Origin of the sequence: Aliivibrio sp. SR45-2, assembly GCF_963890165.1 — a bacterium.
In the GTDB taxonomy this organism is placed as follows: Bacteria; Pseudomonadota; Gammaproteobacteria; order Enterobacterales; family Vibrionaceae; genus Aliivibrio; species Aliivibrio salmonicida.
This window is the reverse complement of sequence record NZ_CAWPRC010000143.1, coordinates 22,299-44,919: the sequence shown is the minus strand read 5'-3', so window position 1 is coordinate 44,919 and position 22,621 is coordinate 22,299. Positions and strand designations below refer to the sequence as shown.

The window sequence follows — 22,621 nt, the reverse complement described above, 5'->3', positions numbered from 1 at the left end:
AACTCTTATCAATAATAGTGATAAATGATGACATTACGTTCACTTGTTGAGAATTTGTGACTTAAAAATAAATTTACTGAGTGAAACTTTACTCCGTTATGTTTCGATGTGTGTTTGATATCGTTAATATAATTTAATTCAGCTTTTCTGTGTTCTAATGAAAAATGTTAATTAGCATCGCTACTATTCATTTTTAAAACAATAAAAAGGGCGTATCTATATAAAATAAATACGCCCTTTCACATACGAACAATCAGTTAAAATTGCTTTATCATTATTTATAGCTCAGTAATAATTGCTTTTAATTTCTCAGCCAGCGCTTCATTTTTTAACTCACCTTTTTCCATGTCAAAATTATCGTAAAAACTAGGAATAGACAGTGAACCTTTCACTTCCGCTGCAAAGTAAGGAGCAGAACCAGTTGCTGCTGCTAATACAGAACTCGCACCACCAGGACCTGGGGAAGTAGCAAGCATAATAACTGGCTTACCTTGATATACTTTCATATCAATACGAGATGTCCAATCAAACACGTTTTTAAACGCCGCTGAGTAAGAACCATTATGTTCAGCGTATGAAATAACAATCACGTCTGCGTCGCCTAATTTTTGAAAGAAGCGCTGAGCAAGTTCTGGTTGGCCTAATTCTTTTTCTTTATCTTCACTGAAAATTGGCATTTCAAAATCATTCAGATCCAGAACTTCTACTTCAGCATTTGGTACAAGCCCTGCTGCGTATACGGCTAATTGCTTATTGATTGAAGTTGAGCTATTACTTGCTGCTAGTGCTAATACTTTCATGGTTATTCCTTATCATTATTACTGAAATGCGTTGAGGCCAACATATTCTATAAACTCAATCACATTATTATCTGGGTCTCGGATAAAGCAAGATCCGCCAGTTGGGTGCTTCATTACATTCCCACTTAACGATATATCAAGCTTTTCAAGTTCGACTAACGTTTTCTCCATGTCATCGACTTCAATGGCGACATGGGTATATCCTGTGTGTTTCAATTCCACATCCATCAACACATTCTCTTTTTTATTCTGATTGGCATTAAGAATAAAATTAATATTGATACCCGACGGATGCTCTACAATCGCAACAGGCTCAGGTCCACTTGGGCCTGTAACGTATTCAAATCCTAATTTGGCATAAAAGTCACGAGAGGTTTCAAAATGGCTAACTCGAAGACCAATATGATTTATTCGTGTTATTTGCTTCATTCTTATTTCTTTTTTTGTGAACCGTTATCCTATGAACTAACTATAGTTTAATTACAGATATTGATTAATAGCCTAAATGTGCAATGATTATTTCCATATGACTTGTAATACTTGGTGGGGATAGCAGAAGTGACGTTTAATTCAGCCTTATTTGATGGCATGGTGATTTTTACAGAAGTCGTTAACAGCGGCAGTTTTACTAAGGCAGCACACATCAGTGGGCACTCAACGTCTTATATCAGCAAAGAAATAGGAAAATTAGAGGCACGCTTAGGCGTAAGGTTACTTCACCGCACAACACGCACATTGCGATTAACACCTGAAGGAGAGTTGTATTTTCAACAATGCCAACAACTGATTGAAGATGCACAATTCGCTGAAAATGCCATTTCAGGACAACAAGATAAGCCTAAAGGACGGCTAAGAGTGAGTTGCCCTGTTGGGTTTGCACTCTCTCGGTTACGTCCTATCTTAGGGCTATTTTCAGACCAATACCCAGACATCACTTTAGAATTAGACCTGAATGATAGAAAGATTGATATTGTAGCGGAAGGGTTTGATATGGCTATTCGAGCCTCTCATCAACTCGAAGATTCGAGCTTAATAAGTCGTCGATTTTTAAGCTCAGAAGGCGTTGTTATTGCTTCTCCTGATTATTTAATAAAATACGGTTACCCTCAAAATCCAAGTGAACTATCCCAACATAAAACCATTGGATATACGTATGTAAAACAGGGCAGCGTGTGGGATTTTATTGATAAAGATCATCAAGAATTACCCGTACCACTGCACTGTCAGGTAATCACTAATAATTCATTTATGGAATTGTCTTTATGCTTAGCAGGGCAAGGGATCACTCGAATCCCTCGCTTCCACTTAACGGATGAACTAGAAACAGGAAAATTAATCGAATTATTTGGGGACTATCCTAAATTAAAAATTGATGTGTATATGGTGTACCCAAGCAAAAAGAACATGTCAGGAAAGGTGCGCTGCTTTTTAGACTTTATTACAGAGCACCTTGGTGACTAATTATTTTTCTTCTTCTTCTAATAATGCTTCAAAACGCTCTAAACCTCTAAGCGGGTCAAAATCTGGTTCTTCTCCAACTAAGTCACGCATGGACGCACTCGCTCTAATAGATCGTTGTAAATCATCGATGGCTTGTACGTCCGCACCTAATTGAGAATAACCACATGCACGCTGATACAATGCATGCGCATTTTGATCATCAACTTCTAAAACTCGATTACATAAGCTTAATGCCCAATGGAATTCTCGCATCTCCATCGCCGCATCCGCTTTATAAGTCAATGCTTCTAAATCACCTGGACGTATTTTTAAAATCTCATCATATACGTCCATCTTTTGCTCTGCTGTTTGAACACTTTGGGCTCTCAACCACAGATTATGTACTTCATTAATGATTTCAATTTCACGATTATTATCTGAAATAATTCGGGTTTTCCGCTTTAAGTCCAATTCTAAAGCACCAAATTTTTTCTCATAATCTTGGGCTATTTTAGTCAATTGTTTATCGGCCATCTCTTTCGTATTCTGCTTCATTTCTTTTAATGACTGCCACCCAATAAGAGCAACCAACGACGCCATTGCGGCAATCACGTAAAAGAAATAAGTCACTGTGACATTTGAGTAATTTAATGACTTATCTGCAACCGATAATTCACGATCCGTAATTTGTATCGTCATTCTTCGTTCTAAATCTTGCTGATCCATTCTTAATGCTTTTAATTCATCAAGAATATAGCGCTCCATTAAAGGTCTATCAACATACTCTTTTTCAGAATATCGTTGCTCTTCAGCTTGTAATGAAAGGGAAGTAAAAAGGGTGATAACGAGCAGAAAGATGTTTCGATACATAGGGATGACCTTATTAATCGTGTATTTACGAGAACGTGATATATTTAAAGATAACACATCCTCGTAAATTACATTGTATTAACAAGGCGACCCCACAAATAAACTATAAAACAGAACCGTAAATGATTAAAAACCAATCACCATTGACCCAACTAATAAACCAGCCATGCTGTAATTAAAGACTTTAAGGTGGCTTGGTTTGGTTAATCGTTTCTGCAACTGTTTTCCCGCCGCAGTCCAAAAACTAACGGTTGGAACGTTAATACAAATAAACACAAATGCGATTAAAAAAACACTGAATATATCTGAGCTAGAAGCATAAATACTCATTACCGACAATGCCATTGACCACCCTTTTGGGTTTACCCATTGAAAGCTGGCCGCACTTAAAAACGACATTGGTTTGTAGTCCCCATTAATACTATTAACCGGTTCGCTTGTTGCTATTTTGTACGCGAGATAAAGTAAATAAATTGCACTAACAACCTGCAATACTTTCTCTAATTGTGGATACGTTTGAAAAAACTGAAGTAATCCCAACCCAACCAACACCAACATAAAAGCAAAACCCAAAATAACACCGAGCATATGTGGAATAGTACGAACAAAACCAACATTCGCACCAGAGGTCATTAGCATGATGTTATTCGGGCCAGGGGTGAAAGCGCCAACAAAGGCAAAAGCAATTAAAGCAAGTAGATGCGGGTATTCCATAATGACGATCTTATCAAGATTAAATTCTTCTTGTATCTTAATGCGAGACTAGGTAAATTTTCTGTCTATATTTGCTTAAAATAAAGAAATTTCACAAGGTTTGGTCGCTATGGATAGATTTGACGAAAGAATATTGCAAGAGTTGAAATTGAATGGTCGATTGAGCAATGTTGAGCTGGCTGAGCGGATTGGATTATCGCCATCAGCGACACTACGAAGAGTACAAGAATTAGAGCGTAGTAATACGATTCAAGGTTATCGAGCTGTATTAAACCCAAATAAATGTGGGATAGGATTTATTGCTTATGTAACGATTGGATTATCGAATCACAGTAAGAAATCACAAAAAGAATTTGAAGCCCAAATCATGGATTCTAAAGAAGTGGTTGAATGCCACAATATTACGGGTTCCAATGAATATTTACTTCGCGTTGAGACTGAAAGTTTACAGTCTTATAAGCACTTTCATTCAAATGTGCTTGGAGAAATCTCTCAGGTCAACGCGATTGGAACATTAGTGGTGATGGACACGCCTAAAGACGAACGAACTTAGACGTGTAAGCACTTTGCTATCGTGCAGTTTCGACTTAATTTGTGTAATTGCTTCGTTGAATTCAATATCATTTTTACTGGCACAATAATGAAATAAACGGATGCAATAACCACCATTGTTGGATCCGCTAATTTTGCGTATTCAGCGTATGACGTCAGTAATAATATTTTCGCAGCCATAAAGCCCACAAATACAGCGGCACTGATTACGGTATCCATTAACCATTGCTTTGCTTCTGCATCAACTAAAGCAGACTTAACTTCACGACCTTGTGTTTTCATTACCCAATAGCTGGTGTAACAACCCACCATACTAAAGGCACCAAACGCGAGGGCTATGCCTGTATTTACTTCTCTACCGCCTTGCATAATGGCTTGAATTGCAGCAATAAATGACAGTACACACATTAAGGTAATTGCGATCCCTTTAAGTAAAATAACTGAAGACTCAATTACCTTAACGCGCTTAATATTTTTCGATATATCTTCTTGTCTGATATAAAGTACGGCCGCTAACGAGATTAATGTTAGACCTAAACTTACTAATGAATACACCCCATCAAAAATAATCACTAACGAATGAATCAACGTACCTAATGCGATGCCTATAATGGCAAACAGTAGTGCTGAAAATGTTGAGACAAGTAACAGCTGCCTCTCTTTTCTAATTAAATATGACATATTTTACTCCATCGACTTATTTTTCGTCTTTTTTATATATGTAACTCATAATATAACCAAAATTGGTGATAGGATAATCAGTCAGCGTCAGGTTATTCGTCGCTTAATGCTTTTAATATTTATCATCACTGCCATTATTGAGTTTAGATCATGAAAACCAGTCAAATTGAAATGTTTTTATATACTGTTGAAATGGGGTCAATTGCAGAAGCAGCCCGCAAACTTCAAAAAAGCAGAACCACAGTCAGTGCCGCGTTAAATGCATTAGAAGATGAGCTTAATACCGTCTTATTAACTCGCACAGGAAACCGCATTACTCCAACAGAAATAGGCGAATCCCTTGTTCATGACTTTCAACGAATGTCACTGATCAGCAATGATATTGAAAACAAGTGCTTTCAATACAATAACGGGGTCGCCTCTACAATTCGTGTCGTTCGTGATGATGCATTACCTGAAGTGGTTTGGCGTCAAATATTAGGTAAAATGAGTCGCAAATTCCCAAGCACCAGTATTTCAATTTATGTCGCCCCTTCTCCTGAATTAGAAGAAATGGTTGAGCAAAACATTGTTGATGTTGCTTATGGTTTACTGCCTATAAATAATGAATTATTGCATGTACAGCAAAATGAATTAGGCCAGATACGAATGATGTCTGTCGCCCATAAAGATCATCCTTTAAGTCAACTCAGAAAAGTGAACTTAACCGATCTTGAAAGCAATACCGAAATCATAGTAAATTATATTGATGAAGATGGATTAATGGTCGTTGAACCAAAATCAAGTAAGTATATTGCACTTACTTTTTATGAACACTTACGAGATGCAGTATTAGATAAAACAGGTTGGTCTTCGGTTCCTTCACTCTTAATCAATGAACATTTACGAGATGGGACATTGAAAGTGCTTAAACATAACCGCGCGATGAATTGGCAATCTTTTGCTGAAATGACAAAAGCAACCATGCCTCGTGGCGTCATTATTGATTGGTTATCAGAGCAAGTAGAAGATTATTTATTGGAAGTGTCTGAATAGTCGTTATTTATAGATAATCAGGTAGGATTACAAACCATTAAAAAATTTAATAATCCTCTGCGAAGAATACCCCCTCGATACCTTCACAAAGAATCATTAGGTTAGAAATAGAAACTATCTCCAACCTTTTTTATTTATCGATTTAAACGTTGGTCAACTTCAACCGCAAGCGCAACTGATGCACCAACCATTGGGTTGTTCCCCATACCAATAAAGCCCATCATTGCAACGTGTGCAGGAACAGATGAACTCCCTGCAAATTGTGCATCCGCATGCATTCTGCCCATCGTATCTGTCATACCATAAGAGGCAGGACCTGCGGCTACGTTATCTGGATGTAATGTACGACCCGTACCGCCACCAGATGCAACTGAAAAATACGGTTTACCTTGTGCTAAACGTTCTTGTTTGTAGATACCAGCAACAGGATGTTGAAAACGAGTAGGATTGGTTGAGTTACCCGTAATACTGACATCAACTCCTGCCGCATGCATAATTGCCGTGCCTTCTCGCACATCATCAGCCCCATAGCAAAGGATGTCACCGCGTTGTGTTTGTGAAAAACATTTTCTGCTTACTTCAACTAACTCACCAGTTTGATAATTAAATTGCGTTCTTACGTAAGTAAAACCATTGATACGAGAGATAAGGTACGCTGCATCTTTACCTAAACCATTCAACACAACCCTTAATGGTGTATTACGTGATTTGTTTGCATTAAGTGCGATTTTTATCGCGCCTTCAGCTGCAGCAAAAGATTCATGACCCGCCAAAAAAGCAAAACATTGAGTCTCATCAGATAATAAACGAGCCGCTAGAGCACCGTGACCAAGGCCAACTTGACGTTGCGCTGCCACGCTGCCTTTTTTACAAAATGCTTGTAGACCTTCACCAATAATATTCGCTGCTGCCGCTGCACTGCCGGCCTTGCGATATAACGCCAATGCCGAGCCCAACGTATAAGCATCGCATGCATTATCAAAAGCAATTGGTTGGGTATCAATGACTAATTTTTTAGGATCAATATTCATTTCAAGACAATAGTTATACGCATCATCTAATGTAGAGAAATTCATTTCTTCAAGTAGGGTTTGGATATTCGTATTCATAATGATGGCCTCAATTATTCTTGACGTGGGTCGACAGTTTTTACCGCTTCAGCGAAGCGTCCATAAGTACCTGATGCCGCTTTTAATGCATCATCTGCAGATACACCCTTGCCAATATCAGCCATCATTTTTCCAAGATTCAAATATTCATAACCAATCACTTCACTATTTTCATCAAGGCCTAAACGTGTCACATATCCTTCAGCAAGCTCCATATAACGAACGCCTTTGGCGCTAGTTGAGTAGCTTGTTCCTACTTGGCTTCGTTTGGTTTTACCTAAATCTTCTAAAGCAGCACCTATCTCTAAGCCGCCTTCTGAGAATGCAGATTGAGTACGACCGTAAGCAAATTGAAGGAAGATTTCACGCATCGCAACGTTAATTGCATCACACACTAAATCGGTATTCATTGCCTCTAAAATGGTTTTTCCGGTAAGAATTTCGGCAGCCATCGCAGCAGAATGCGTCATACCAGAACAACCGATCGTTTCAATCAATACTTCTTCGACGATGCCGTCTTTTACGTTAAGGGTAAGTTTTGCTGCACCTTGTTGAGGAGCACACGCACCAACACCATGACTTAATCCTGAAATCGCGATGACTTCTTTTGGATTTATCATTCGACCTTCAACAGGGATAGGAGCTGATGGGTGGAGATCGCCTCTTTGAATAGGGCACATGGTTTGAATTTCTGATGCGTATTGCATAATATTTTCCCAATGATTAGGAAAACAGGTGTAGGAGGGCATTGATAACCTACAGACCAAGAGCGATCAACTCGAACTTAACTACTTGCTAATCAATTACATCGGAAGACATTATGCAAGGCACAATTATCTACGCAACATGGCATTGTCTCGCCAATTATAATTGATCAGGTCATTGTTGAGTTCGGTTTATTAAGACCGTTCAAACAGATACACCTGTTCTCTTTACTGTAGGAGTCATCAGCCAAATTGGCGGTTAAGTAGGTGGCACCCCATCACCTTGTACGCCTTTATATTAGACCTACATCACACTATTGTGCAACAACGTTATTAGATTAAATTCACATAAAAATGTTGCGTTTTATATTCATATAACCATAAAGAAAAAGAGCCTACTACAAAATAACGCTTTTATCTTACTCGTCAAATTCACGCTATCAAACTGATTATTATAATGTTTTTACCATTAACTTTTGTCCTAAATAAACCACATCCACTTTCGCATAACCCAGTACGACCGCTTCAAATTGTTGACTTAATTCATGGGCATGAGCTTTATTTCTTATTTCACTGCTGAGATCAGCTATTTTTTCTTTTGGTACATCGTATCAAACTCAGGAACGTGCTTCTCCCAGCACGGAGAATCGCCAATATGCTTTTCAACAGCAGTAATAAACTCCCTCACTAACGCCGTTTGTTTTCTATGTGGATACAATGCATACAACGCTGCACCTTGATCGCAAAGTAAATAATGAGTAAGTAATGGCTTTAACTTCATTTCAGTTATTGAACGTTCAAGATTTGAAGAATATACCATCGCATAGCCTAAACCATCTTTCACCGCTGCTAACAGCGTTCGTACATCACTAACTTTATAATTTCCTTTCATTTTATAACTTTTAAACTGAGTGGAGTCTGGGCTATCACTCAGTTTCATCGCATCGACAGTCAAAGAACCATTACTGTAAATGACAGAAGGTAAGCACTCCAACTCTTCAGGTTTTTTCGGCTCTCCGTACTGCTTAATAAAGTCCTCCGAAGCAAGGATAACAGGACGAATATCAGCAAGTTTCTTCGCAATTAAATTTGAATCATCTAAACGCCCTAATCGAAAAGCTACATCAAAGTGATCAGATATAATATCCGTCCGCTTATCATCCATTAAAAGATCAATTTCAACGTCTGGATACACTTTCATAAACTGACTAATAACAGGATGGAGGTATTGTTGACCAATATGTAACGGAGCCGTTATACGGATGCGACCTTTGAGATCGGTATGATATGAATCAGCAATTGATTTCACATCCCCTAGCGTATTCAGAAGTTTATGTGCCTGATCTAAAATATCCTCTCCCGCAGGCGTTAATGAAAACGATCGCGTTGAACGATTAAGCAACTGAACGCCCAATTCGGTTTCTAGCTTTTTAATTTGCTTAGACAACGAGGAATTATCCATATCATGCAATGCTGCCGCCTTTGTAAAAGAACCTTGCTGCACGACATCAATAAATAAAGAAAGCTGGTTAACCAAAGACATTACATGTTCCAAATATTAGATGTTCGATTAAAGAGCATTAAACCTTAAATTGAATAACAGTGCTACTGACTCTTTATACGATTCATTATAAAAAGAAAAAAGCCCCCACCTTTCCTCCATCATCACATTAAAACTGGCCCAATCATCCTTAACTTTATAAATCAAACATCGAAATTTTGATAGATTAAACACTCAAAACCAAAAATAAATACTAAGAGAACTAATCTATTTAAAACAAAAAGAAACGCCATGCCTGATAAAAAATAGCCACAAAACGTGATATTACTCGCAACCTAACTCATGTAAATGCTATTTATTTGCTTTTACCCCCCAAAGAATGGGCATAATGACAACGAATTTAATTAGAGTACAAAGGATATGTATTTACATATGGCTATATTAGCACCTTGGGTATTGTGTTCAGGTATTGACACTGACCCCAGTAAAAAATGGACATTTCGAGAACCTTCGAGGACAGACGGTGACAATGTTTATTCATTGATCACCGACTGCTCACCACTTGATATTAATTCTTCATACTGCAACTTTCTTCAATCTACACATTTCAGTAATACCTGCGTTTTAGCAGAAAAAGATGACGACCTTGCTGGTTTTATTTCTGGTTATCAAAAACCGAATGAACCAAACACTTTGTTTATATGGCAAGTTGCCGTCTCTCCCCGCTATCGAGGTAAAGGTTTAGCTTACTCCATGCTAAATACACTTTTACAACGAGAAAGCCTCAAGCATATAAAAGCCTTAGAAACGACGATAACCAAAGCAAATGACGCCTCTTGGTCACTGTTTAAAAAGCTCGACGCTAATAATGGTAATCAAGGCGAAGTAAGCACTTTTCTAGACAAAAAAATACACTTCAAAGATAAACACGATACTGAATATTTGTATCGCATCCCTTTACATTCATCGTCAATAAAATAGGAATAATAAACGGAATCATCATGAATATTTTTAAAACACGAGAATCAAAAGTACGTTCATACTCAAACAACTTTCCTGTTATTTTTCAAAAAGCAAAGGGATGCTGGTTAGAAGCCGAAAACGGGGAACGTTACCTCGATTTCCTTGCCGGAGCAGGCTCTCTCAATTACGGTCACAACAACCCAGTTTTAAAGCAAGCTTTGCTTGAATACATTGAACAAGATGGAATTACACACGGCCTAGATATGCATTCAAGCGCAAAAGCAACATTCTTAAATGCGCTAAATCATTACATTCTTGAGCCAAGACATCTCGACTATAAAGTTCAATTTACAGGTCCTACGGGAACAAATGCGGTTGAGGCCGCTTTAAAACTGGCGCGAAAAGTAAAAAACCGAACTAATATTGTGGCATTTACAAATGGATTTCACGGCTGTACTGCTGGTGCGTTAGCTGCCACAGGTAATCAACATCATCGTCAAGGCGCAGGTGTTAGCTTAAACAATATCACTCGCATTCCTTTTGAAGGCTATGCAGATATTGATGGACTTAACCTATTCGAAACCATGTTATCTGATAACTCAAGTGGACTAGATAAACCTGCCGCTGTTCTTTTAGAGACAGTGCAAGGTGAAGGTGGATTAAACGTTGCTTCAAACCAATGGTTACAACGTTTAAGTAAGATTTGTAAAGCCAACGACATTCTTATGATTGTTGATGACATTCAAGCAGGTTGTGGCCGTACAGGAACCTTCTTTAGTTTCGAACCATCAGGTATCAAACCTGATATGGTTACACTGTCTAAATCAATTGGTGGCTACGGTTTACCAATGGCAGTCGTTTTACTTAAACCTGAATTAGACCAATGGAAACCAGGCGAGCACAACGGTACTTTCCGTGGTAACAATCACGCGTTCATCACTGCGGCTAAAGCCATTGAAATATATTGGTCAAACTCAAATTTTGAAGAACATATTAAACAGTGCTCTCAAAAAGTAAGTGACGTAATCGAACGCTCAATCAAGCGCCACCCTAAACTATTTGTAAAACAAAAAGGACGCGGCATGATGATTGGGGTTGAGTGTGAAAATGCACTCATCTCAACTGAAATTGCTAAGACATGCTTTAAAAATGGCATGATCATCGAAACTGCCGGACCTGCTGATGAAGTTGTAAAATTCTTTTGTCCATTAACGATAACAGAATCAGAACTTATCGAAGGATTAACTATCTTCGAAAATGCCGTTGAAGCGGTAGCTTCTACCTATTTCAAAAAAGCATCTTAAGCAAGGAAGAATCATGATAGTAAGAACATTAGATGAATGTCGTGACAGCGAGCGACGCGTAGTATCAGAAACGTGGGAAAGCGTTCGTATGTTATTGAAAAATGACAATATGGGATTTTCTTTTCACATCACAACAATTTACCAAAATACTGAAACGCATATTCATTACAAGAACCACCTAGAGTCGGTATATTGCATGAGTGGCGAAGGCGAAATAGAAGTTGTTGGCGGTGAAACGTACCCAATAAAAGCCGGTACCTTATATATTCTTGATAAGCATGATGAACACTACTTACGAGCATATAAAGATAAAGAAATGGTGATGGCTTGTGTCTTCAATCCACCGATTACCGGTACTGAAGTGCACGATAAAAACGGCGTCTACCCTATTATTGATTAATATTCCGATTGGGGCTTTGTGCCCCACCCCTAATATTCCTCCTCTTATCTTCATAATTCAAAGTCAAAAAAAGGATTTCTTAATGACTTATACCGTAGAAAAAATCGGCGGTACGTCTATGACGGCGTTTGATGCCGTTTTAGATAACATATTCCTTCGTCCAGCCAATCCATATAACCGTGTTTTTGTTGTATCAGCCTATGGCGGCATTACTGACTCATTACTTGAGTGTAAAAAAACAGGTAAGCCGGGTGTCTATAAACTGATCGCTAAACGTGATGACAGTTGGGATGAAGCATTAGAATATGTAAAAAATCGTATGTTACTCACTAATGAACACCTTTTTATCGATCCATTAAATCGTTTAAGAGCGGATAAATTTATTTGCTCACGAATTGATGAAGCCAAAAATTGTATCTCAAACATTCTTCAAACCTGCCAATACGGTCAATTTTCTCTACGTCGATATTTACCGCAAGTTAGAGAATTCCTCTCTTCTATTGGTGAAGCACATAGTGCCTTTAATACAGCATTAAAACTTAAAACTATTGGAATTAACGCTAAATTCGTCGACCTCTCTGGGTGGGATAACCAAACTCCAAGAACGTTAGATGAAACCATCACTGATGTATTTAAAGATATTGATGTGACAACAGAGCTACCGATCGTTACTGGTTACGCTTACTGTAAAGAAGGCTTAATGGGCACTTATGATCGCGGTTACAGCGAAATGACCTTTAGTCGTATCGCTTCTCTTACCAACGCTGATTTAGCCATTATTCATAAAGAATATCATTTAAGTTCTGCTGACCCTCGTGTGGTGGGCACTGATAAAGTATTCCCTATTGGACGCACTAATTACGATGTTGCCGATCAGCTAGCAAGCTTAGGTATGGAAGCCATTCACCCTAATGCAGCAGCAGGACTGCGAGAAAGTGATATTGAAATCCAAATTAAAAACACTTTTGAACCAGAGCACAAAGGCACATTAATTTCGTCAGATTATCAACCAGAAACCAACAAAGTAGAGATCATCGCAGGCAAAGAAAAAGTGTTTGCTTTGCATTTGTTTGATCAAGCAATGGTCGGTCAAGTGGATAACGTTGGCTATGAGTTAATGGAAATAATCTCAGATGCCCAAGTGAATTTAATTGGTAAAGAAATGAATGCTAACTCAATTACTTACTATCTTGGTGGAAGTACTGAAAGCGTCAATAAAGTGCTATATAAAGCAGAAAAACGTTACCCAAAAGCCTCAATAAAAGGGCGAATGGTTGCGCTAATATCAGTCATTGGTTCTCAAATTGACACCAACAAAGCATTAGCAAAAGGCGTCTTATCATTAATGAACAATGATGTTACCCCAGTTGCTTTGCACTCTTCTATGCGTAATGTAAACGTACAATTCGTTGTGAGTGACAAAGATTATCAACCAGCCATACGTGCGCTTCATCATGAGTTCTGTGAGAATATAGCCACCACACAACTAAAGACAAGTCAGGTGGCTTAGACCCATTTTTACAGTGTAAATAACCTTAGTTCTGGATAAATATAAATCCGCTAATTCACAATCGATGAATTAGCGTTTTTTTTGACTGAGTTGTTGTAATGACGACAATAAATCTTCCAGTACAGGACCAAAGCCATGGCTACGAGAGACCAAGCAACCCATTGGTGTTAACCATCCATCAAACTCATGAGCAATTGGCAAAGCAACTAATTTATTCTGAGCCAATAAGTCTGTCACAGTGTGCTCAGGCACCATTGTCCACCCAATACCTCGACAAGCCAGATCCAGTAACGTTTGGTGAGTATTCGCATACCACAACTTAGAGCTGATGCCATAACTAAACCACAACTCTTTACGCTCTGAGCTTCGATGCACTAATTGTCGATGCCCTTTTAGCGCCGCATCATTCACCATCGGCAACCCTGCCAATTCGTGATCAGGAGAAACGACAGTAAGAAACCGAGTTTGGCCTAACGTAAAAAAATCCATATCCACTTTAAGCTCACCATCAGCGTAGACGATACCCACTTGTGCTTTCCCTTCTCTAACGAGCTCTTCAACATCAAAAGTGGAAGTAGTGATGATTTCTACATCAGTTATTGGGAATTTATCAGCCAACTCTGCCAAAATTTGTAGTAAATCGTCATTAATTAAGCTCTCATCTATTGCGATTATTAGCTCGTATTCATGCTCTCTTTCCAATGATTCGACTTTTTGATCAAAATATTTTTGTTGATGCAAAATTGATTGAGCAATAGGTAATAGTGCCTTACCTCTCTCAGTGAGTATTGGTGTGTTTTTGTCACGATTAAACAACTCTTGGTTAATCGTAATTTCTAAATTTGCAATAGCTTGACTCACGCCTGATTGAGCACGCTTTAGCTTACGAGCTGCCGCAGAGAAAGATCCGCTTTCGCACACAGTGACAAAAATTCTTAATTGCTCAAAACTGTACATGGCATTAACTCAATAAATAGTTCAAGAACCCAAGCTATCACGGTTTGTGATGGTTGTTAACTTTATCTGCTTTGTTCACTCTCTATAATCGCTGATTCATTATTTTTAAATGTATCAATAATTATTAAGAGTCACGATATGAAAACAACTGAACGTATTTTTCACGCTGTATTATTTGAAGTATTGGCAGTATCACTGTCTATTCTTGGATTGGCTATTTTTACAAGCCACGACATTACCGCATTATCAGGGACCATGATAGTTATTGCCACTATCGCCATGATTTGGAATTTTATTTTCAATTGGATATTTGACAAATTCTTCACTGGCGAGAAAAAAGAACGCACACTTTCATTTCGTATATTCCATGTGGTTTTATTTGAAATAGGACTACTAGTTGTGACAATTCCAGTCATGGCTTACTTATTAAATGTCGGACTATTGGAAGCATTTATGATGGACATCGGTGTAACTATCTTTATTACCATTTACGCGTTCACCTTCAACTTGGTGTACGACAATGTAAGATCAACATTTGTTAGAAGAGCTCTCAAACCTCAACCATCATTAACATAAATATTAATTAAGATAGAAAAAGTTCTAATCACCATTAATTACACCACGATCTATACAGTGAGTTGGATATCATCTAACTCACTGTATTCTTCTCTACATTCCCTATATCGCACGCTATGAATTCCACAAAAAACATTAAAAATCAACCTGATGAAATCAAATAAAAACACCATGAATCCTAAATAAATCTCAATTAATCAAATAACTTGGAGGCATATCACAATATCTTTGTAATAAAAATGAGACTTTATAAGATTAGACTTTAGCTTCACCATTGGTGTTGAGGTTATTTTTATTACTGAAATACAAACCACTTTCCTACACAGGAAGTGGCTAAATATTCGTCAATAATGGTGTTTATATGGATATTAGCACTCTTTCTATTGTTAGTGTTTTCTTATCAGCAATGCTTAGTTTCAGCTTGTTTTTTTGTTATCGATACATGTTTGACGGGATGATTAAAGGTGTGAATCACATCTCTTTCGCATTATTTTTACTTGCTCTGAGTATTTTACCTATCAGTTTAGGCTACACTCAAACGTCTTGTGCCGTCGTTTTTGTTTCAAATAGCCTTTATGTCATCGCAGTATCTCTATTGTTTATCGGCATCGCTTACATTAGAGCACCAAAGAAAAACATTATTTTAATTTGTTCTATTATTTCAATAATAACGATACTGACCTTTGCCTACTTCACTCTAGTCACACCATCAGTGAGTGCTAGAATCAAAATTCGAAGTTTCTTTATTATTATAATGAGTATTATTGGTATTTATATTAATAGAACAGGTCAAGTTCAAGACAACAAAGCCCCTTTACTTCTACTTAATGCCATATTAATGATAAACGCTATCGCGATGAGTCTGCGTTTAATATGGGCTTATACAGAGATCCCAGTAATACACTATCTCAGCATTTCAGAAGTACATAAAATGGCCTACATTCTGATGATAGTCACAAGTATCACGATCAGTTTTACTGTCTTCTGGATATTAACTGAACGTCTAATATCAAAAATTCATAGCGCCTCTGTCACTGACGAACTAACAAAACTCTACAACAGAAAAGGATTAGAAGAGTTTCTAGCAACACGCCTTCCAATCAAAAGAGATTCATGTGTATCTATCATATTGGCAGACATCGATAAATTTAAACGAATTAATGATACGTATGGGCATCATTATGGCGATTTAGTCATAAAAAACTTTTCAACCATTCTGCGAGAACAATGTCGAAGCGATGAAGTATGTGTACGTTATGGTGGAGATGAATTTCTAATCATCTTACTGAATTCTCCCAAAGACACATCGATGAAAATCGCTCACAGAATACAAAAGGTGGTCGCAGCTCAATCTATAGACTCCATCACCTATAGTGTTAGTTTTGGCCTAACAGAAATGACGGCTAATGATAATTGGGATCGTCTTATAAGGCGTGTTGATAGTGCCTTATATACAGCGAAAGCGAATGGGAGAGATTGTCTGGTACAGACCTAAACAACAATATCAATCTTAAATATTATATGATTAAGAGCAAATAAAAATCCTACTCGGTGAGGCTTTAAAAGCCACCATAACTCATCCATTAATTCAGATAAACGTATCCAACTCTGCAACCCCTTAAAGCGTGTATATTTATAATAAATTATTGATATAAACGTTTGCTTTACGTTATATGGTACAACGCTTTCATTGAGTCATTGATTACTTAAAATCTTATTTATATTTAGAACTAGACATTTCACAAAATGAGGAACATTCTAATCAAATAATTCGGAACATCACCTAGAAACATAGATAGAATGATCATGAAAAATAAGAATAACAAGACCTACTCCCCACTTATTAACATAAGAACGATCTCTCAGGTACTCACCTAGAATTCGCTAAAGCCAGATACCATATAAGCCTGTTCAGAACTTATTAAGTCAAAGAACACGACTATAACTGGTTGTTCCTACAAAAATAACCCACAGTTTCTGTAATTTATCACTTCCATCTAAGAATGGTGATAATTCATATATGGACTACAGTTAGTTATAGCTAAATCTCTCTATTTCCTTATTTTTTAATAGATAGAGATGATGAAAACTACACATAATTTAATAATCATCAATTAAAGCTAACAATAAAAAATATAATCGATCCTATATAGCTTTTATTATTCACTTTAATTTAACACTCTTTTTATTCTTATATTTTATTTATTTTTAAAAAGACAGTGATTTTATTCCTTAAATAAAAAGACAATACATTAGGACAGAACATGACAGACAAGAATACTCACTTCACACGGAATCTACTTGCTACAGGATGTATTGCCGTTGGACTTATTACAGCTGGCTACTTTTATGTAAAGCATCAAGAGCAATTCCCAAGTACTGATGATGCTTATGTTCATGCCAATATTGTGTATATTGCCCCACAAATCAGCGGTAAAGTCATTGCCACAGACGCGACAGATTATGCATCGGTAAGCAAAGGCGATTTATTAGTACAAATTGACCCTGCCCCATATCAAGCAAAACTTGATGAAGCAAAAGCCGCTTATGAAATCGCAACCTCCAATAATGCCGCCACCGACGATGCCATCCTAGCTGCCAGTGCTGATGTAAAAAGTGCGATGGCAACACTGAGTGATGCTCAGATTTCCTATAAAAGAATCAAAGAATTAGCGTCAAAAAATTTATTACCAGAACAGAGTTTAGATGATTCACGCCAAAAGCTATCATCCGCTGAAAACAATGTCACCGCCACTAGAGCACGCATGTCTCAACTGATTAAATCACAAGGCGCAAAAGGTGACGCCTCTCCTGAAGTTAAAAAAGCCGCCGCCGCATTAAGCCAAGCCAGTTTATCGCTGTCGTACACCAATATTTTTGCTGACCATGATGGAACGCTAGGTAAAGTTCAGGTTCATCCTGGTAGTGTCGTTGTACCCGGACAAGCATTAACGCCTCTTGTAGAAGCGAACTCCTATTGGGTACAAGCTAACTTTAAAGAGACTCATGTCGGCCGTGTAACAAAAGGCATGAAAGCAACCATTACGTTAGATCTTTACCCTAATATTAAATACATCGGTATTATCGAGGCAATTTCTCCTGCTAGTGGCGCTTCGTTTTCATTACTTCCTCCTGAAAACGCAACAGGAAACTGGGTAAAAGTACCGCAACGTTTTCCAATTCGCATCAAGCTTGATAACAACCAAAATAAACTTAAATTTCCTTTACGTGTAGGTGCGAGTGCATCGGTAACGGTTGATACATTAGCTCCTCTAGCGGAATAACCGGCAAAAAGGAAAACAATCATGACGAATGTCATTATACCGGCAGAAGAAAGCTTGAAGGATAAAGGCGATACCAAACGAACTTTAGTCACCCTCGCTGTAATGCTTTCTGCCATCATGGTATTGCTTGATATGACTATCGCAAATGTTGCCCTCCCACACATGATGGGTGCATTAGGCGTGACCTCAGAGCAAGTAACATGGGTGTTAACGTCCTACTCAATGGCTGAGGCTATCTTTATTCCTTTAGCCAGCTTTTTAGCACTTAAAGTCGGGGTTAGAAAGCTACTATTAATCTCTGTGGCTGGGTTTATTATCACCTCTGCGCTATGTGGTCAGGCTGACTCATTGGCTGAAATGGTGACTTTCCGGATCATGCAAGGTGCTTTTGGGGCATCTGTTATTCCATTATCACAGTCGATTATGATTCAAATCTATCCTCAAGAACAACGCGGTAAAGCCATGGCTTTGTTTAGTGTTGGGATATTACTTGGTCCAATCCTAGGTCCAACTCTGGGTGGTATCATTACTCAGAATATGGATTGGCGATGGATATTTTACGTCAATCTTCCTGTTGGGCTTATCTGTTTATCTCTGATTTACTTTAATGTAAAAATTGAAAACAAAGGACCGACTAAAATCGATTGGCCAATTGTGATTGGAATGGCGTTAGGGATTGGTTTGCTGCAAATGGTGCTTGATCAGGGGAATGAAAAAGGCTGGTTTAGTTCAAATCTGATTCTGTTTTCATCCATCATTAGTGCTATCGCTATTGCGTATTTTGTTCGACGTTCGTTCAAGATAAAAGGAGATATCGCACCAATATGGTTACTCAAAGATCGTAATTTAGCGGTGTCTTGTTTAGTCATGGGTGGGTTTGCGATGGGGATGTTTGGTATTACCCAATTACAACCGATGATGTTAGAGCAATTATTAAATTATCCTGTTGATACCACGGGTATTGCGATGGCTCCCAGAGGGTTAACCTCAGCCATTGTATTAATCATGCTCGCGGGTTACATGGATAAGCTAAATGCAAAAGTGCTGATTGTTATTGGCTTGCTACTCAACGCATATGGCACCTATTTAATGATAAAATATTCGTTAAATATCGATATGTTTTGGATTTTGTTCCCTAGTATTATTCAAGGGGCTGGCATGGGTTTAGTTTTCTCGCCATTAAGCCAATTAGCTTACTCTACGTTATCAAAACAAAATGCAGTAAATGGGGCGGTAATGTTTAACCTTTTCCGTACTATTGGCGGATCGTTTGGTATTTCGATTGTTAATACCTACTTCAGCCGTATGGAACAAAAAGAATGGAACTCTTTAGGTGGGGATCTCACATTAAGTAATCCAATACTACAGCAAGCCGCTCATTCCCAAGGGTATCAAATCACAGACCCTTCGTTCTTAGCGCAGATCCAAGCGTTACTACACCAACAATCGACAATGATGGCGTTTGTGTCTACGTTTGGATTTATAATGGTCTCTTATTTATTGCTGATTCCTTTCATTGCATTATTTAAGAAGAAAATTGCAAATCAAGATCAAGCGATAAAAGAAGCCTAATAATTCAATGACAAATGCCATAAGTCAGTGTTTAACTTATGGCATTTTATTCAAATTTTACTGTATTTTATAGCACCATCTCTTTAATCACGGTATACACACCCGCCTCTTTGTTACTTGGTGCCATAAAGCGTGCTGTCTCTTTTACTTTTTGATGTGCGTTTTCCATTGCGTAGGAATAGTAGCTTTCTTGCAGCATTTCTAAATCATTCAGGTAATCACCAAAGCTCATTGTCTCTTCAAAACTAAAACCCAATGTATGTTGTAGATGTTTAATAGCCGCACCTTTTGAAGCCACTTTATTCATCACATCTAGCCAAATTTTAGCGCTTACCACCACTTGATGATTGTGCCCAAATTTTGCATTAATCGTCGGATACACATTTTCTTCCGAACCATCAAAATGACAAATGGCGACTTTAATGAATTCATCATCAACAGCAAGTACATCTTCTACATATTGGCAACGATGATAATACTTTGAAAACTCAGCCACCGCCTTTGGATCTTGAGTTTCTATATACGCCGATTTTTTACCACACAACACCAAATGTGTACCTTCAACCGAACGCGCTTGATTTACGATATTATCAATAGAATCTTTAGGGATAGTACAACTGTAAAGCTCTTGGCCTTTGTGCATAACAAGCGTGCCATTTTCCGCAATGAACATCATACGATCACTGACTGGAGCAAATGTTTCAGCTAGGCTGTAATACTGGCGACCAGACGCCGCAGCAAACATTATGTTGTTGTTTTCTAATTGCTGATAAAGATCGAAGAAGCTTGGGTCTAGCTTGCCATTTTCATTAAGTAATGTGCCATCCATATCGGCAGCGATAAATTTTACGTTATATTTTGGCATGGGTAAGTACTCGAAGAAAAATTGAATGCGTGAAGCAATAAGAATTGAGTATATACCTTAGCTTTCCTCGCTCCGAATGACTCTAGTCCAAAATGAGATCTTAATTTCAAGAAGCTCAAAAAGAAAAAAGGAGCCACGAAGGCTCCTGTAATTCTATTAACTAAAGATTGATCATATTAACGTTTCACCAATTCAACAATCTCTCTCGTTAATCGTGCAATCGTGTCCCAATCTTTATTTTTAATTAGCTTTTTGTCTACCATCCATGTTCCACCACAAGCCAACACTTGGGGTACAGCTAAATAATCTTTAATGTTTGATGCAGTAATACCACCTGTTGGCATTAATCTAATATCACCATAAGGGCCCACTAAAGATTTAACCATGTTCAGACCACCAGAGGCTTCTGCAGGGAAAAACTTGAGTGTTGTTAACCCCATCTCTAATGCGGCTTCTACCGTACTCGGGTTATTTACACCCGGAATAATATTAATTCCAATCTCTTGGCACGCTTTTACGGTATTAGGATTAAAGCCAGGAGAGACAACAAAACTTGCTCCCGCTTCTTTTGCTTCAAGTGCTTGCTGACCATTTAAGACAGTTCCTGCACCAATAAGCATATGCGGTTGTGATTGCTTTAATAATCGAATGGCTTCTATCGCAGCGGCTGAACGAAACGTTATTTCAGCCGCAGGAAGTCCATTATCTGATAACACTTTACCTAATGGAATGATATCTTCTGCATTATCTAAAGCAATAACAGGAATGACTTTAAGCGCTTGTAGTTGTTCATTAATTGTCGACATTTTTTTATTCCTACGTGGGTATTGAAAGAGTATCAGTGATGGCTTTAGGGATAATGGCTCCGTGATGCTGAATAATCAGTCCAGCCAGTGCATTACCTTGACGGCAAGCTTCTATCATTGAGCCTCCAGTAAGGTAACAAGATAAAAAACCACCATTAAAAGAGTCTCCTGCTGAGGTAGTATCTACAACTATCTCAACACGTTCTGTCGCAATTAATGTAGGCTCTTGCTCTGCTGCTTCACTAACAAGACAGCCTTCAGAACCAAGTTTTACCACTACGGTTTTAACACCCAATGCATGAAGCCTAGTGACGGTTTGTTTAGGGTTTTTATCTCCCCATAACAGCTGCTCATCATCATAAGTAACTAAAGCAATATCCGTTGTTTGATAAGATCGTTGATACGCTTCTTTTGTAACTAATTCTGAATCCCATAATTTAGAACGATAGTTGCTATCAAAAACAATCGTAATCCCTTGTTGGCGCCATTCATTTAATAACAATAATAAAGCGTATCTGTCTTCATCAGGCAAAATCGCTAAGCTAATCCCACTAACGAAAATGACATCAACCTTATTAAGCTCCTTACTGAGTTTTTCAAAATCAGGGTGTTGAACCAAATAGCGTGCAGCTGAATCATTACGCCAATACAAAAATGTCCTCTCTCCCTTATCATCAAGTTGAATCAAATAAAGACCTGGGGAGCGCTTGTCATCTCTAAGAACTAAATCAGTACAGATCCCCTCATCTTCCCAACGCTTGATCATTTCTTGGCTGATAGCATCCGTCCCTACGGAGGTAATATAACTGATACGTACCGAATAAGGTTCTTTCAAACACGATGGTAAGCTTCGATTTAGGTATATCGCGGCATTTAATGTATCTCCACCATAACTTTGATGCATGTCTCCAAATGGCGAGCCATTCAACTCGATCATACACTCACCAATAATAGCGATGTGACTCATATCTAACCCTT

At 38.0% G+C, this 22,621-nt stretch carries 23 protein-coding genes and 1 riboswitch; of the genes, 11 read left to right on the top strand and 12 right to left on the bottom strand.

Annotated elements, in window-relative coordinates; translation table 11 throughout:
- Nucleotides 1–278: 278 nt before the first annotated feature.
- Together AACV33_RS07235 and AACV33_RS07230 are read right to left on the bottom strand one after the other, a co-directional pair.
- Nucleotides 279–800 carry an NADPH-dependent FMN reductase gene (locus tag AACV33_RS07235; protein ID WP_017021568.1) on the bottom strand — a complete coding sequence of 174 codons (522 nt, stop codon included), beginning with the start codon at nucleotides 798–800 and terminating at the stop codon, nucleotides 279–281.
- 18 nt (nucleotides 801–818) lie between these two features.
- The gene (locus AACV33_RS07230; protein WP_065609906.1) at nucleotides 819–1,229 is read right to left on the bottom strand and encodes a VOC family protein; all 411 of its coding nucleotides are present in this window, start codon (nucleotides 1,227–1,229) and stop codon (nucleotides 819–821) included.
- A gap of 129 nt (nucleotides 1,230–1,358) precedes the next feature.
- Here AACV33_RS07230 and AACV33_RS07225 point away from each other — a divergent pair, with 129 nt between their 5' ends.
- Nucleotides 1,359–2,261: a LysR substrate-binding domain-containing protein gene (locus tag AACV33_RS07225; RefSeq protein ID WP_182700042.1), complete on the top strand. Its 903-nt coding sequence runs from the start codon at nucleotides 1,359–1,361 to the stop codon at nucleotides 2,259–2,261.
- On the opposite strand, the gene AACV33_RS07220 is transcribed toward AACV33_RS07225, so the two are convergent.
- Nucleotides 2,262–3,110, bottom strand: coding sequence for a TPR end-of-group domain-containing protein (locus AACV33_RS07220; protein ID WP_017021565.1), 849 nt, complete (start codon nucleotides 3,108–3,110; stop codon nucleotides 2,262–2,264).
- Between the two features lie 126 nt (nucleotides 3,111–3,236).
- Nucleotides 3,237–3,824 carry a LysE family translocator gene (locus AACV33_RS07215; RefSeq protein ID WP_023602791.1) on the bottom strand — a complete coding sequence of 196 codons (588 nt, stop codon included), beginning with the start codon at nucleotides 3,822–3,824 and terminating at the stop codon, nucleotides 3,237–3,239.
- A 109-nt stretch (nucleotides 3,825–3,933) separates the two neighbouring features.
- Between AACV33_RS07215 and AACV33_RS07210 the strand changes: the two genes are divergently transcribed.
- Nucleotides 3,934–4,377 (top strand): Lrp/AsnC family transcriptional regulator, encoded by a 444-nt coding sequence (locus AACV33_RS07210; RefSeq protein WP_017021562.1) that lies wholly within the window; start codon nucleotides 3,934–3,936, stop codon nucleotides 4,375–4,377.
- On the opposite strand, the gene AACV33_RS07205 is transcribed toward AACV33_RS07210, so the two are convergent.
- Nucleotides 4,374–5,057 carry a cation transporter gene (locus AACV33_RS07205; RefSeq protein ID WP_012552270.1) on the bottom strand — a complete coding sequence of 228 codons (684 nt, stop codon included), beginning with the start codon at nucleotides 5,055–5,057 and terminating at the stop codon, nucleotides 4,374–4,376. The two genes, AACV33_RS07210 and AACV33_RS07205, sit on opposite strands and share 4 nt — an antisense overlap.
- A gap of 150 nt (nucleotides 5,058–5,207) precedes the next feature.
- Between AACV33_RS07205 and AACV33_RS07200 the strand changes: the two genes are divergently transcribed.
- The gene (locus tag AACV33_RS07200; protein ID WP_012552271.1) at nucleotides 5,208–6,092 is read left to right on the top strand and encodes a LysR family transcriptional regulator; all 885 of its coding nucleotides are present in this window, start codon (nucleotides 5,208–5,210) and stop codon (nucleotides 6,090–6,092) included.
- Nucleotides 6,093–6,226: 134 nt separating this feature from the next.
- On the opposite strand, the gene AACV33_RS07195 is transcribed toward AACV33_RS07200, so the two are convergent.
- The 3 genes from AACV33_RS07195 to AACV33_RS07185 form a co-directional block, all read right to left on the bottom strand.
- A complete protein-coding gene (locus AACV33_RS07195; protein WP_182700041.1) occupies nucleotides 6,227–7,201 on the bottom strand; it encodes a GGGtGRT protein in 975 nt (324 codons plus the stop codon).
- Nucleotides 7,202–7,215: 14 nt separating this feature from the next.
- Nucleotides 7,216–7,908, bottom strand: a complete 693-nt coding sequence (locus AACV33_RS07190; protein ID WP_017021560.1) for an iron-sulfur cluster assembly scaffold protein — start codon at nucleotides 7,906–7,908, stop codon at nucleotides 7,216–7,218.
- A gap of 224 nt (nucleotides 7,909–8,132) precedes the next feature.
- A riboswitch (Fluoride riboswitch) is annotated at nucleotides 8,133–8,197 on the bottom strand.
- Nucleotides 8,198–8,491: 294 nt separating this feature from the next.
- The gene (locus AACV33_RS07185) at nucleotides 8,492–9,448 is read right to left on the bottom strand and encodes a LysR family transcriptional regulator (RefSeq protein ID WP_182700040.1); all 957 of its coding nucleotides are present in this window, start codon (nucleotides 9,446–9,448) and stop codon (nucleotides 8,492–8,494) included.
- Nucleotides 9,449–9,838: 390 nt separating this feature from the next.
- On the opposite strand from AACV33_RS07185, the gene ectA reads away from it, so the two are divergent.
- The 4 genes from ectA (at nucleotide 9,839) to AACV33_RS07165 (ending at nucleotide 13,583) form a co-directional block, all read left to right on the top strand.
- Nucleotides 9,839–10,387, top strand: coding sequence for a diaminobutyrate acetyltransferase (gene ectA, locus AACV33_RS07180; RefSeq protein WP_017021558.1), 549 nt, complete (start codon nucleotides 9,839–9,841; stop codon nucleotides 10,385–10,387).
- Nucleotides 10,388–10,407: 20 nt separating this feature from the next.
- On the top strand, nucleotides 10,408–11,673 hold the full coding sequence (gene ectB, locus AACV33_RS07175) for a diaminobutyrate--2-oxoglutarate transaminase (RefSeq protein WP_023602789.1): 1,266 nt from the start codon (nucleotides 10,408–10,410) through the stop codon (nucleotides 11,671–11,673).
- 13 nt (nucleotides 11,674–11,686) lie between these two features.
- Nucleotides 11,687–12,073, top strand: a complete 387-nt coding sequence (locus tag AACV33_RS07170; RefSeq protein WP_017021556.1) for an ectoine synthase — start codon at nucleotides 11,687–11,689, stop codon at nucleotides 12,071–12,073.
- Nucleotides 12,074–12,155: 82 nt separating this feature from the next.
- Nucleotides 12,156–13,583 carry an aspartate kinase gene (locus AACV33_RS07165; protein WP_017021555.1) on the top strand — a complete coding sequence of 476 codons (1,428 nt, stop codon included), beginning with the start codon at nucleotides 12,156–12,158 and terminating at the stop codon, nucleotides 13,581–13,583.
- Between the two features lie 69 nt (nucleotides 13,584–13,652).
- Here AACV33_RS07165 and AACV33_RS07160 read toward each other — a convergent pair whose 3' ends face one another.
- Nucleotides 13,653–14,540 (bottom strand): LysR family transcriptional regulator, encoded by an 888-nt coding sequence (locus AACV33_RS07160; protein WP_182700039.1) that lies wholly within the window; start codon nucleotides 14,538–14,540, stop codon nucleotides 13,653–13,655.
- A gap of 138 nt (nucleotides 14,541–14,678) precedes the next feature.
- Here AACV33_RS07160 and AACV33_RS07155 point away from each other — a divergent pair, with 138 nt between their 5' ends.
- The 4 genes from AACV33_RS07155 to AACV33_RS07140 all read left to right on the top strand — a co-directional run bounded on the left by AACV33_RS07155 (nucleotide 14,679) and on the right by AACV33_RS07140 (nucleotide 19,972).
- A complete protein-coding gene (locus AACV33_RS07155; RefSeq protein WP_065609918.1) occupies nucleotides 14,679–15,116 on the top strand; it encodes a PACE efflux transporter in 438 nt (145 codons plus the stop codon).
- A 361-nt stretch (nucleotides 15,117–15,477) separates the two neighbouring features.
- Nucleotides 15,478–16,611: a GGDEF domain-containing protein gene (locus AACV33_RS07150; RefSeq protein ID WP_182700038.1), complete on the top strand. Its 1,134-nt coding sequence runs from the start codon at nucleotides 15,478–15,480 to the stop codon at nucleotides 16,609–16,611.
- Nucleotides 16,612–17,380: 769 nt separating this feature from the next.
- Nucleotides 17,381–18,400 carry an HlyD family secretion protein gene (locus AACV33_RS07145; protein ID WP_182700037.1) on the top strand — a complete coding sequence of 340 codons (1,020 nt, stop codon included), beginning with the start codon at nucleotides 17,381–17,383 and terminating at the stop codon, nucleotides 18,398–18,400.
- A 21-nt stretch (nucleotides 18,401–18,421) separates the two neighbouring features.
- Nucleotides 18,422–19,972 (top strand): DHA2 family efflux MFS transporter permease subunit, encoded by a 1,551-nt coding sequence (locus AACV33_RS07140; RefSeq protein WP_017021550.1) that lies wholly within the window; start codon nucleotides 18,422–18,424, stop codon nucleotides 19,970–19,972.
- Between the two features lie 67 nt (nucleotides 19,973–20,039).
- Here AACV33_RS07140 and AACV33_RS07135 read toward each other — a convergent pair whose 3' ends face one another.
- From AACV33_RS07135 to AACV33_RS07125, 3 genes are all read right to left on the bottom strand, one after another.
- On the bottom strand, nucleotides 20,040–20,837 hold the full coding sequence (locus AACV33_RS07135; RefSeq protein WP_017021549.1) for a Cof-type HAD-IIB family hydrolase: 798 nt from the start codon (nucleotides 20,835–20,837) through the stop codon (nucleotides 20,040–20,042).
- A gap of 176 nt (nucleotides 20,838–21,013) precedes the next feature.
- A complete protein-coding gene (locus AACV33_RS07130) occupies nucleotides 21,014–21,643 on the bottom strand; it encodes a bifunctional 4-hydroxy-2-oxoglutarate aldolase/2-dehydro-3-deoxy-phosphogluconate aldolase (protein WP_182700036.1) in 630 nt (209 codons plus the stop codon).
- 10 nt (nucleotides 21,644–21,653) lie between these two features.
- Nucleotides 21,654–22,610 carry a sugar kinase gene (locus AACV33_RS07125; RefSeq protein WP_182700035.1) on the bottom strand — a complete coding sequence of 319 codons (957 nt, stop codon included), beginning with the start codon at nucleotides 22,608–22,610 and terminating at the stop codon, nucleotides 21,654–21,656.
- Nucleotides 22,611–22,621 lie beyond the last annotated feature (11 nt).

Coding starts and splice junctions, on each gene's coding strand:
- AACV33_RS07235 (WP_017021568.1), bottom strand. CDS start 800: ATGAAAGTATTAGCACTAGCAGCAAGTAATAGCTCAACTTCAATCAAT.
- AACV33_RS07230 (WP_065609906.1), bottom strand. CDS start 1,229: ATGAAGCAAATAACACGAATAAATCATATTGGTCTTCGAGTTAGCCAT.
- AACV33_RS07220 (WP_017021565.1), bottom strand. CDS start 3,110: ATGTATCGAAACATCTTTCTGCTCGTTATCACCCTTTTTACTTCCCTT.
- AACV33_RS07215 (WP_023602791.1), bottom strand. CDS start 3,824: ATGGAATACCCGCATCTACTTGCTTTAATTGCTTTTGCCTTTGTTGGC.
- AACV33_RS07210 (WP_017021562.1), top strand. CDS start 3,934: ATGGATAGATTTGACGAAAGAATATTGCAAGAGTTGAAATTGAATGGT.
- AACV33_RS07205 (WP_012552270.1), bottom strand. CDS start 5,057: ATGTCATATTTAATTAGAAAAGAGAGGCAGCTGTTACTTGTCTCAACA.
- AACV33_RS07200 (WP_012552271.1), top strand. CDS start 5,208: ATGAAAACCAGTCAAATTGAAATGTTTTTATATACTGTTGAAATGGGG.
- AACV33_RS07195 (WP_182700041.1), bottom strand. CDS start 7,201: ATGAATACGAATATCCAAACCCTACTTGAAGAAATGAATTTCTCTACA.
- AACV33_RS07190 (WP_017021560.1), bottom strand. CDS start 7,908: ATGCAATACGCATCAGAAATTCAAACCATGTGCCCTATTCAAAGAGGC.
- AACV33_RS07185 (WP_182700040.1), bottom strand. CDS start 9,448: ATGTCTTTGGTTAACCAGCTTTCTTTATTTATTGATGTCGTGCAGCAA.
- ectA (WP_017021558.1), top strand. CDS start 9,839: ATGGCTATATTAGCACCTTGGGTATTGTGTTCAGGTATTGACACTGAC.
- ectB (WP_023602789.1), top strand. CDS start 10,408: ATGAATATTTTTAAAACACGAGAATCAAAAGTACGTTCATACTCAAAC.
- AACV33_RS07170 (WP_017021556.1), top strand. CDS start 11,687: ATGATAGTAAGAACATTAGATGAATGTCGTGACAGCGAGCGACGCGTA.
- AACV33_RS07165 (WP_017021555.1), top strand. CDS start 12,156: ATGACTTATACCGTAGAAAAAATCGGCGGTACGTCTATGACGGCGTTT.
- AACV33_RS07160 (WP_182700039.1), bottom strand. CDS start 14,540: ATGTACAGTTTTGAGCAATTAAGAATTTTTGTCACTGTGTGCGAAAGC.
- AACV33_RS07155 (WP_065609918.1), top strand. CDS start 14,679: ATGAAAACAACTGAACGTATTTTTCACGCTGTATTATTTGAAGTATTG.
- AACV33_RS07150 (WP_182700038.1), top strand. CDS start 15,478: ATGGATATTAGCACTCTTTCTATTGTTAGTGTTTTCTTATCAGCAATG.
- AACV33_RS07145 (WP_182700037.1), top strand. CDS start 17,381: ATGACAGACAAGAATACTCACTTCACACGGAATCTACTTGCTACAGGA.
- AACV33_RS07140 (WP_017021550.1), top strand. CDS start 18,422: ATGACGAATGTCATTATACCGGCAGAAGAAAGCTTGAAGGATAAAGGC.
- AACV33_RS07135 (WP_017021549.1), bottom strand. CDS start 20,837: ATGCCAAAATATAACGTAAAATTTATCGCTGCCGATATGGATGGCACA.
- AACV33_RS07130 (WP_182700036.1), bottom strand. CDS start 21,643: ATGTCGACAATTAATGAACAACTACAAGCGCTTAAAGTCATTCCTGTT.
- AACV33_RS07125 (WP_182700035.1), bottom strand. CDS start 22,610: ATGAGTCACATCGCTATTATTGGTGAGTGTATGATCGAGTTGAATGGC.